7 protein-coding genes are annotated in these 9,785 nt (G+C 53.9%); 2 read left to right on the forward strand and 5 right to left on the reverse strand.

Annotated elements, in window-relative coordinates; genetic code table 11:
• Nucleotides 1–131: 131 nt before the first annotated feature.
• The 5 genes from JNK54_10525 to JNK54_10545 form a co-directional block, all read right to left on the reverse strand.
• A complete protein-coding gene (locus JNK54_10525; GenBank protein ID MBL8024692.1) occupies nt 132–671 on the reverse strand; it encodes a hypothetical protein in 540 nt (179 codons plus the stop codon).
• Nucleotides 672–812: 141 nt separating this feature from the next.
• Entirely contained in the window at nt 813–3,980 is a 3,168-nt protein-coding gene (locus tag JNK54_10530) for a DEAD/DEAH box helicase family protein (protein MBL8024693.1), read from the reverse strand.
• The gene (locus JNK54_10535) at nt 3,977–6,661 is read right to left on the reverse strand and encodes a site-specific DNA-methyltransferase (protein ID MBL8024694.1); all 2,685 of its coding nucleotides are present in this window, start codon (nt 6,659–6,661) and stop codon (nt 3,977–3,979) included. The genes JNK54_10530 and JNK54_10535 overlap by 4 nt, the downstream gene beginning before the upstream one ends.
• Before the next feature lie 106 nt (nt 6,662–6,767).
• Nucleotides 6,768–7,592: a thermonuclease family protein gene (locus tag JNK54_10540; GenBank protein MBL8024695.1), complete on the reverse strand. Its 825-nt coding sequence runs from the start codon at nt 7,590–7,592 to the stop codon at nt 6,768–6,770.
• 21 nt (nt 7,593–7,613) lie between these two features.
• Entirely contained in the window at nt 7,614–7,793 is a 180-nt protein-coding gene (locus tag JNK54_10545) for a hypothetical protein (GenBank protein MBL8024696.1), read from the reverse strand.
• Between the two features lie 84 nt (nt 7,794–7,877).
• Between JNK54_10545 and JNK54_10550 the strand changes: the two genes are divergently transcribed.
• Nucleotides 7,878–8,093 carry a hypothetical protein gene (locus tag JNK54_10550; protein MBL8024697.1) on the forward strand — a complete coding sequence of 72 codons (216 nt, stop codon included), beginning with the start codon at nt 7,878–7,880 and terminating at the stop codon, nt 8,091–8,093.
• Nucleotides 8,094–8,131: 38 nt separating this feature from the next.
• Complete coding sequence (locus tag JNK54_10555) at nt 8,132–8,929, forward strand: hypothetical protein (protein MBL8024698.1); 798 nt, start codon at nt 8,132–8,134, stop codon at nt 8,927–8,929.
• Nucleotides 8,930–9,785 lie beyond the last annotated feature (856 nt).

Raw genomic sequence — 9,785 nt, forward strand, 5'->3', positions numbered from 1 at the left:
TGTGATTTTTCGACAACTTCATCAAAGCAAACGTGAAGCCGTGGTTCAAATTTCAACTAAGTTTAGGAAATCGCCGCGTCGAGGCATGGCCCAATAATAAACATTTCAACGCCCACAGTCAACTTAGTTGATTAGTTGAGAACGTCCCCCTCCAACGCGCCTTTGATTCTAGTAGCAAGCTTTCTCAATTCGCCATCCCCAGGCTGGATCTTTTCTCCCTGAATAGAGGTTTCCAGTATTGCGAGCCCCCTCAATTTCGCGGATGCTTCGACTTGCCGGCGACCTCCGGGTTTCAGAAGTGTTTTAATTTCTGCTACTTCCCGATCAAAAAGGGTAGCGATGTCTGTGGGGATAGTTGTTGAAATTGGCAAAACTCGGCAAGGCATTTCATCGGCAAGCTCTTTCGCAAAGACAGATTTTAGAAGATCACGAAAAAGGGTTAATCCCGCTTGGGAATGAACATAGAGGTGTTGTTCGGATAAAGCCAAAAGATGATGCTGCGCCGCGTCTCGCAAGCCATTGATTGTCTGAAGAGTTAAAGCCTGTTCGTCTGAGATAAACTTGATGTCGCTTTCAGTAAGTGCCTTCCGAACGCAGGAATCAAATCCGATCGTTTGCTTTTGCCCTTTCTGTCGTATTTCCCCACCCCGGTGAATAATTGCGGCTTTCAATAACATCTCAAAAGCATGGTCGAGAAAGATTAGGACCCCTTCAATTCTTCCCCTATCCCATGGGCGATTAAACTGCTCTACGCTAAGGAGGAGCGAGTTTGCCGCCTTCTCTAATAAGAGTCGCGCTTCTTTCTTCAAACTTTAGTTCCCCTGCCCATCTTGGTGTGATTGATCCGCTTTTAGCGAGGCTTCCAACGACAGCCTTTGGTGAATATCCTCAACCTTCTTTATTAAGGCATAGCCCCATCTCCCATGGGTTCCCTCTGCATTGACAGCGGCAATCCATCTCTCCGCAGCCGCCCGCTTCACATCTTCCAGATCATCGAACCCCTTGGTCTCTAAAATGAGATGCCGCGGTTTTTCACCCTTGAGCCGGATGATAAAGTCTGGAATGTAATCGTGCGGCTGGCCGTTATGAAAGTAGGGGATGGCGAACCCAAGGCCCGCGTTCTTCACAAATGCGTCGGTCATTGGGTGGGTGTCAATGAAATAGGCAGCGGATTGCTCCCACTTTTTCGTATCGGCCACAACAAAATTGACATGGCTATTTATGACTTCCCGAACATCCCGGCTCGTCCAGAAATCTACCTCCGCTGTTGAACCGGGACCGCGTTCTTTTTCAAAACGGGGAACCTCAGGGGTCTCCCCCATTGAGGTGTCTGGACGAATCGCGTCCCGCAGTTTTTCAACCAGCCAACCAAAGTAAGGCGATAAGAAAACATCTCTAAGATCAGCCGGCGGCAGAACTTTTACCTTCGTTTCCAAATAACGAGTTACGATGGTTCCAATCTGGGGGAAAAGCACATGGGCCGGGGCCTCATAGCGCCCTTGCGCCATGTATTCCCTGGTCAACGAGCCTGCCAAATCAAAAACCAGTTCCTGTATGCGTCTTTGCGCCCGAAACGCATTCAAAGAAACTTGGTCCACTCGATTCGGACCATTTAAGGACAATCGCCCCTTATTGTTGACGTTGAGTCCCTTCATTTCGACTTCCGGTGGAATTTTCCCAGGCTCAAGGACCAGAGCGGGGACTGTGTCCCAATCAACTGCCACTCGATTGCGAATTGCCTGGGTATAGCCTTCCACACGAGGAAAGGTTATCGCGAACCTTTCCTTCTGCGGAACGGCATAGACATGATTCTGCTTGGGTTTTGGAGGTTGAGGCCCCTGCGGGTTGGCTTTAAATGGAATTACTTCGAAGGGGACGCCCAAGACCTTGGCCACCTCTTCGGTGAAAAGGCCGTTTTCACCAAGCTCATAATTCTTTCGACGTAAGCCCCGCCCAACAACCTGCTCACATAGTAGCTGGGACATGAACGGCCGCAGGCCGATGATATGCGTCACCGTATTGCAGTCCCATCCTTCGGTCAACATTCCAACGCTTACGATGCAACGCACATCTCTACCGGGTGGGTGCAGGGGCGACTTTCGCCTCGCAGCCAATTCGTCAAAACCCTGAGGATAAATAGGGCGGCCCTGACTGTCCGAGGGCCAGGAGCGCTTGCCGACGGTGTCCAGGGTCGTTCTCATCCATTGGACTTCGTCACTTTTGGCCTGGCCCGTGTCCGTTTCGTGCACAACCTTGGTATCAACCCGGATCGTATTAAACAACCCATCCTTGTTTCGGAATCCTTCGATCTTGGCAGGAGGAAGGCCTACTGGGGCCTTTCCCTCGGCCAGCCATTCAAATAGCAACTTGGCAATTTTCGTGTTCTTGCAAACAACGATAAAAACAGGAGGGCGCTCATCGTTTTCTGACTTTTTCCATTCTACCTGAAGCTCTTCCCAAAGCCCGCCCAACATCGCAATAGGGGTGTGTGCCCATTTCAAGATCGCTTCCGGTTTCGGGCTCGCCTTCTTACCCCCTTTTTCCGCGGGAGTTAATTGATCCGTGATCCAGCGCCAGATGTTGAAATATCCAGGGATCGCCGCCCCTGTCGTGTCCCGTACAGCCAATTGTGGAATCTTGACCAAGCCCGACTCAATGGCATCCACCAAACCGAAATCACTGACGACCCATGGGAACGGTTTATTGGTGTCCTGCCCCACCCGGCCTAAAAAATAGGGGGTGGCCGATAGGTCCACCGCAAAATTTATTCCTCGCTGCTTGTGTATTCGATCCAGCCCATCTATCCAGACCGTTGCCTCCTTGAAAAAATCGTCGGCTTCATCTTCTTCACCAAATAGGTCTTCCTCGTCCTCTTCCGCCTCCGGGCGGCGGATACGGTAAGCGTGATGTGCCTCGTCGTTCATCACGAAGATGTTCTGTTTCCCTCCGACTTCCCGGCCGAGAACACGTTCAATCAAATGTGCATCGCTCTCCACATACCGAACGGATTCAACATAAACTTTTGCTAGATTCCCGCTTTTGTCCCGCTTTTCCTCAAGAACCGACAGCATTCCAGCGGCCACTTGGCGGTTGAAATCTTCTTCCGTCAGATACCGTGTCCCTCTCGCGGTGGTGGTCTTTGCACCAATAGAAATGATCTCCCTTCCTCTAACTGCCACTCCGGCCTTGAGAACCTTCGCCCCCACGCCTCCGACTTGGCTACCTTGCGGCTCAAAGATATGCCAGTTTGTTCTCAACACCCGGCCCCTCGTCAAAGTCGGCATGAGGTGTGGCGGCACCAGATCCCGATGGCGATAAACACTGGATTCACCACCTTCTGGGTTTAACTCTTCAAGACGATTGCGGATAGTGACGTTAGGACAGACCACAAGGACCAGGTCAGAAAAACGGGCGTCGTTTCGGTCGTTGACCTTATTCAGGATACTCCAGGCGGCAAGCATTCCCATGACGGTCGTCTTCCCAGAGCCCGTCGCCATCTTGCAGGCATAGCGAGGAAAAGAAGCCATTCCCCCGGCCTTTTGAGGATCGCTCGGCTCGTCTCTTGGAACGTCAATCCCTTGAAGAAAGTCACTTCTCGCCTCACGCAAGAAAATGACCGTTTCGGCGGCTTCGATCTGGGCAAAAAAGAGGGGGGTCTTGCGGCCTTCTCTCCTCCACCACTGTAAAAGTTCAAGTGTGGTCCGAGTTACACCAGGATAGCCCTGCTTGCGCCAACTCGACACCCTTTCACGTAACCGGTTAACCAAAACCATCTCATAGGCCGGTTTGTACGCCTTAGATTCCGCCAGGGCACCATCCCGTAGGTTCCAGGTAATGTTGCCCTCTTTGGGAGGGTAAACCAGGGAAGGACGCCGCCCTTCCCGTCTCTCCGCTGGCTCACCTTCACGGATGAAATAATGCTGGGAGGGTTCCGCGAAAGGGCTATTGATGATTGGTTGATCTACTTCGTATCCGCTCACTTGATCCCTTTGAGGCTCTTAACGACGAGCAACTCATTACCGCGATCATCGATGACTTTGACGGCAATCTGTTGATGTTCTCCGCCGCCAAACGGTGCGCTGACCCTTCCCGCCAAATGGTCCCAGACCTTCTCGCTGTATTCGGCTTTGAGCGCTCTTTTTAGATTGTCCCATGCGCTGGTCCTGGGAAAGAATGCTTGAGAGACGTGGAAGCAGAGGTCATTGTAATTTGTGTCCAAGAACCACGCCGGGACATCGTCCCCGGCGCGGTGAACCACCTCCATTGTAGCCGGATCAAAGACGTCAAAACCCAGTAGCTCGACTTGATATCGGGTTTCTTTGCTGCACTCCTCCTTGGCGGAAACCTTAATTTCAGGAAGCCCGCAAACGCTGAATATCTGGCTACTCCTCATGCTCTTTAAAAGGTCTCCCATCATCAGGTCAGGCGTGGCTTGTATGTAAATCGCAGGGATACCAACGATGCTTTCGCATTTTTCGATTAATGCTCGCGCATTCGCTTGAATTGCGAACCCAATCACGTAAAGCGTGGCGTAGTTTTTGGCGGTAGCTTCCCTCGCCGCCTCGAATACTAATTTTTCACTTACCGCCCCATTCTCCGGACCAAAGACCAATGCAACAGTCTTATCCTTCCCGTTGACGACCATCCCTTCGGCGGACAAGGACAACGCCTTTGCCGGGAGACGAAGATTTTTAAGCGTCACCGTCCGTTTTCCATCCAATCTTAAGATTGGACTCTTTCGGAGGACCTCCAGCATCCTCTCCACAAAAGTGAAGTCGCCTTCCGCGGTCTCGGACTTCTTTGATGTGGATGGGTCACCTTCCCAGTCAATGGGGGTGGGGATAGTGGCCTCAAGCGTAAATGGACCAGCAACACGGACCACATTGTTGATGTCCTCCGGTTTATCAAAAAGGACTTCCTCGTCAGGCGGTGCATTATTGGCAATGCTCTCTAGAGTGATATGAGGGATGATTCCACCGACCTCCTCCCCTTTTGCATTCTGGCGTCTCTCGTAATTGAAGCCTGCGGCTGGCCCTCGGGAATCATCAATCAATTTAAACCAAGGGAACGTGGCGGTGAGAATCCTCTGCCGAGCCAAAGCGAGCGGGACACGGCTGGTGTCAATCGTGATCCATCTCCGCCCCCATCCTTCAGCGCAATAGGCTGTCGTCCCGCTTCCACAGGTGGGATCAAGAACCAAATCCCCGGGGTTAGTAGTGAGTAACATGCAGCGCTGAACTACTTTTGCATTTGTTTGGACGACATAAATCTTTTCATCGGTGAAATTCCCGGAGATCGTGTCAGTCCAAATATTGCCGCGTTCCTTGTAAGGAAAATCATCAGAAAACCGACGGAATCGAATGCTGTTTTTGGCAACATGAATTCGACCTGCCTTCGCAAGCCTATTCATTCCCTCCGGATAATTAGCTTTCCAGTGGCTGTTTCCGCCCGGCTCATAAACTTTCCCTTCAAACTCAAAGGGCTGTGGTTCTGAAGATGCACCTTGGGACTGAATATTGTCAGGGTTATATAGTTTAGCCCTTTCCGGCAATGGGGACTCTCCGCGCTTCTCGGCGGCAGTTACACCTCGATAGTCACCATTAGCCAACAATACCCATGTCGCATTGCCCTCACCAGGGACAAGCTCCCTCTTTTCAAAAAGCTTGTGGACCTTAACCTGTTTCTTATCCTTGGCGTACCAAAGTAAGAAGTCCCCAAGGGTTGCGATTGTTTTTGTCTCAAAGCCGGAAGTCGTTTGGAAAGAAATTTGAGAAACAAAATTCTCTTCGCCGAACACTTCGTCCATAACCTCTCTAACGTGATGAAGGTTAACGTCGCTGATTTGGACAAAAATGCTTCCTGTGGGGGCAAGCAAATCACGGCAAAGGAGAAGCCGGTCCCTAAGATACGTCAGGTATGAGTGGACCCCGAACTCCCAAGTGTCTCTATAGGCCTGAACCATTTCCGGCTCTCTCGTAAGGCTCTCATCATCGTTATGGTCAACGCTACCGATATCCCGTTGTCGGACAAATGGCTGGAAGTTGCTTCCGAATTTCACCCCATAGGGCGGGTCCATGTAGATCATCTGAACTTGGCCGCCAAGACCCTCATAATGAAGGAGGGAGTTCATCACAACCAAAGAATCCCCCAGCACCATCCGGTTGACCCATTTGTCCTTGTGTTCATACGCCTTCAGGACTTGGTCTGCAATGGAGTGCCGCGGATCGCCGAAAAGGTCATCAAAGTTCAACTGCTTGTCGGTCTTGTGGCTCTTGATGGTTTCGAGAATCGCCTGAGTTGAAAGCCGTTCATGGACAAACAGGGGAAGGGTTGGGACATCGAAGGAAAAGCGCTCCGCCTTTCCGGCCCAATCAAGAAACGGTTTACCAAGCGCCTTTAACTTTGATGCGGCGGCTTTAGCGTCTTCCAGGGTCTTCGCTTCCAACACTTCCCGAATGGCCGCCTCTCCCTGCTCTCGGGTGGGGTTCTGGCCGTCCCAATTCAGCGCGGGGGAAAGGGATGAATCGTAACGGTATGTTCTTGGAAATTTTTGCTTCTTGAATTGTGCCTGCGTTCCCACGTCTGGCCGCATAGGGCTTTCAGATTCCGGGTGTCGGTAAGTGTCTGTCTTGTTTTCCGTCGATGCTTTTTTACGAGCCATAATGTGCTTTATCCTTTGCCACTGGGTCATTCGGGGGCATTCTTGATTAATTGTTAAACGGCTATTCCGCGTTGGTAAATGCGACCAGCTCCGTTAGCCACAAAGGTTAATCTTTCCTTGCAAGCCCTTTCTCAAGGAGCTCATTATTCAGCCATGCCCCTTTCAAGAAAACTTTTTCCCAGGTGTCGTCTTCATCGGTGCTGTAGAAGACGTCGCCCACATAGCGGCCGTAAATGTCGATCTTGCCTGTTCGGACCACCACCACTTTTGCTTTGGCAAGCTGGGTTTGGGTGTATTCGTAGGCTTCGGGGCCACCGTCTTCTTTGATGGGGGGAGTGTCAATGCCAGAGAGGCGGATCCTTTGTTCTTTCCACACCTGGAAGCCGAGGTCTAGCCGGACGACCAAAGTGTCACCGTCGACGACCTTGATAACTTCTGCCCGGTAAACAAACGGACCTCCTGCGGGCCGTTTCAGTTGTTTGGATTGTTTTCCATCCTTGGGGGCTGGGTGTGCCTCGACATTAATGGCTTTGGCTAGTTCCTGGCGGGTCCAGTCGTTTTTCTCAGCTTCCTCTTTGAGTCGTTTTCTCTCCTCGGGGTTGTTTACCGTTAAGAGTAGCCTGATATGGCTCCAGGTAAGAGTACCTTGGGGGGCAGATTTGGGATAGGCGCGGTAGAGCTGGACACAGCGGACCAGGGTTGATCGGTCAATGTCCAGGGCCTCGGCCAGGTGTTCCATGATGGCGTCCCCATACCCGGCGTTTTCAGTGAGGCCTTCCACCTCGATTCTCCCTCCAATGGCCCAATAGGTTTGGATGAGTTCATTGTTGGCGGCTGTCCGGGCCCGGTCCCGGCCTTGGGTAATCAGTTGCCGAATATCGGTAACGAGTTTTGTAAAACCCGTCGTGGTGAGGACATTGTCGTTTGTCATGGGATAAAAGGGGGGAAGGGGTCAGCTTTCCTTTACACCCCTTTCTACCAGCCTTCTCACAGTCACTTGAAGAGACCTTTCTTCTTTCTTGGCTAACTTGACGAGGGCGTCGTGAAGCTCCTTGGTCACATGGAGGGTGATGACCTTGTCCAAACCCTTCTTACGGTAAAAATTGTTCCCAACGGGAGTTTTGCGTTGCATGCTGGTAGTATAACAACATCCACTTGACATAGAAATAGAAGTATATTACTGTTAACATACATGTAACAAAAGGCAGGGGGATATATGGGTTTATCAGGGCAGGAGCGGTCAGTGGGGAGGGAGGCGCTTGTCTTGTTGAACGGGTTGCGAATCTCGGTTGTCATTCGGGATGTCCGACTGCGGCCCATGGCGGTTGACTATTTGATCGAGCCGGTTGCCGGTGATGGCAGGGTCTGGGCGGATGGACAGTTTGTTGATTTGGTTGAAAGACCAGGGAAAGATGGTGTCCACTCCGGGTAACTGCCAGATGATTCCGAATCGAGGAAAAGCAAAGGAAAATGCCGGGCGGACCCGACCGCCATGTTCCACATGTCGGCCCGGGTCCGCTCCCCCAAGGCGAAGTGGAAGAAAGGCATATATGCGCGCGGGAGGGAAAGGAAGGAGAATTTGAGCGGCGGGCGTTGTGGGTGGGACAGCCCGCCGCTGGGGGAAGGGCCGTGGCCGTGTGCCTCACTCCGGAGCGGGAGGCCACACCACACCAAGGGAGTCGGGCCGCGTGGAAAGAGCGGGGTGGACGGGCGACGGTTTTCCTCCCGTGGGACGGAAGGAAGGCGGGAAAGGCTATGTTCGCTTGGGCGGCTAAAGGAGCCGTGCGGCCCGGCGGGCGAATCAACAGCGCGGGGGTGGAGCGATTCCACCGAAGCCGGCGGCGTTCAGTCGCGCCGGGGAACGATTCCGCCGCCAGCACAGCGGGGCGAGGCTGGGCCGCCGCGTGGTGTTGGTGGCGGCCCGGCCGAGCGGGTTGTTCGGCGGGGCCAGCGGGGGGTGTTCTTTTCGGGAGGGGCGGATTAGGTCCTCTGAACATATCTCCCAAGGGGTGCCTTGGACGAAACAATCCGGCGAGGGCGGGCGATTCCATCGGAGCGGGCGGCCGGGGTTTGGTCGCGCCGGGGAACGGCTTCACCGTCAGCACAGCGGGGCGACGGTGGGACGCCGCAAGGTGGCGGCCCGCCGGAGCGACCTCCACCCCGGTGAACATATGCTCCGGAGCGGACGACGTCGGGGTTTCGGGAGGGGCGAATCGAACGGAGCGGTTTGGTTTGGAACGGGAGGGCGGGGCCGTGGCGGGGGTTTGATTTCGGGGAGGACGGAGCGTAGGTGCGGCGGCGCGAAGGGCCGACGCGCCGGAGCGACCTCCACCCCCCGTGAACATATGCCCCGGAGCGGACGACGCCGGGGTTTATCGGGAAGGGCGAACCGAGCGGAGCGGTTTTGAGCGGGGCGGTGGGGCAAGGCGGCGGGAACACCGGGGGCAGTCGGAGCGGGGGTTTTGGGTTTTTCGGGGGGACAGCGTGGGGCTGTGGTTTTTCCGATGAACGGCGGACGGGGGCTTGGGTTTCGGCGGGATGACTGGTTCGATCGGAACGGCGGCGGAAGGTTGGAGGCGGGGCTGGATGGCGGACAATGAACGGAGGACGATGGAGCAACAATGGTGCGGTGCGTGCGCTGTCGTTGTTGCGCGCGGAAGATTGTGCGGGCGCGGTGGCGGCGCGTATAGCGGTCACAAATCCTTGATGAGGTAAAGGGATAGCCTGAAAAATGAAAAACGAACGGCACGAAGCGAAGTGGTGGCCCTCGCCGACAGATATATGGCTGACTCGGCGGACAAGGCCCCATACTCCGGGGCCTGCCCGTAAGGTAGGGCGCGGCTTCCTACGCCGCGCCACGGTCAAGCCTTGGGGTGGCCCCCAAGGCCAGCGGGTCTGCAATCGCGGTCGCAATAAAAACGAGGGTTCAATCCCTCCCCTAAAACTGCGGAAGGTAGTATTTCCCTGTCAGCCGGTAGTTTTCCCAATATCCGTGCGCCACGTTGGGAAATGCGAATTGGATGCCGCTCCGATGGTTTGCTGTTGTGCCGCCATTTCTGAAAGTATCGAACCGAGGTGGGAGGCTCATTGGTGCGAAGCCGATGGGCTTTTTTGTTGGGCCGGA

The sequence above is a fragment of the Elusimicrobiota bacterium genome, assembly GCA_016788905.1.
GTDB lineage: Bacteria > Elusimicrobiota > Elusimicrobia > FEN-1173 > FEN-1173 > JADKHR01.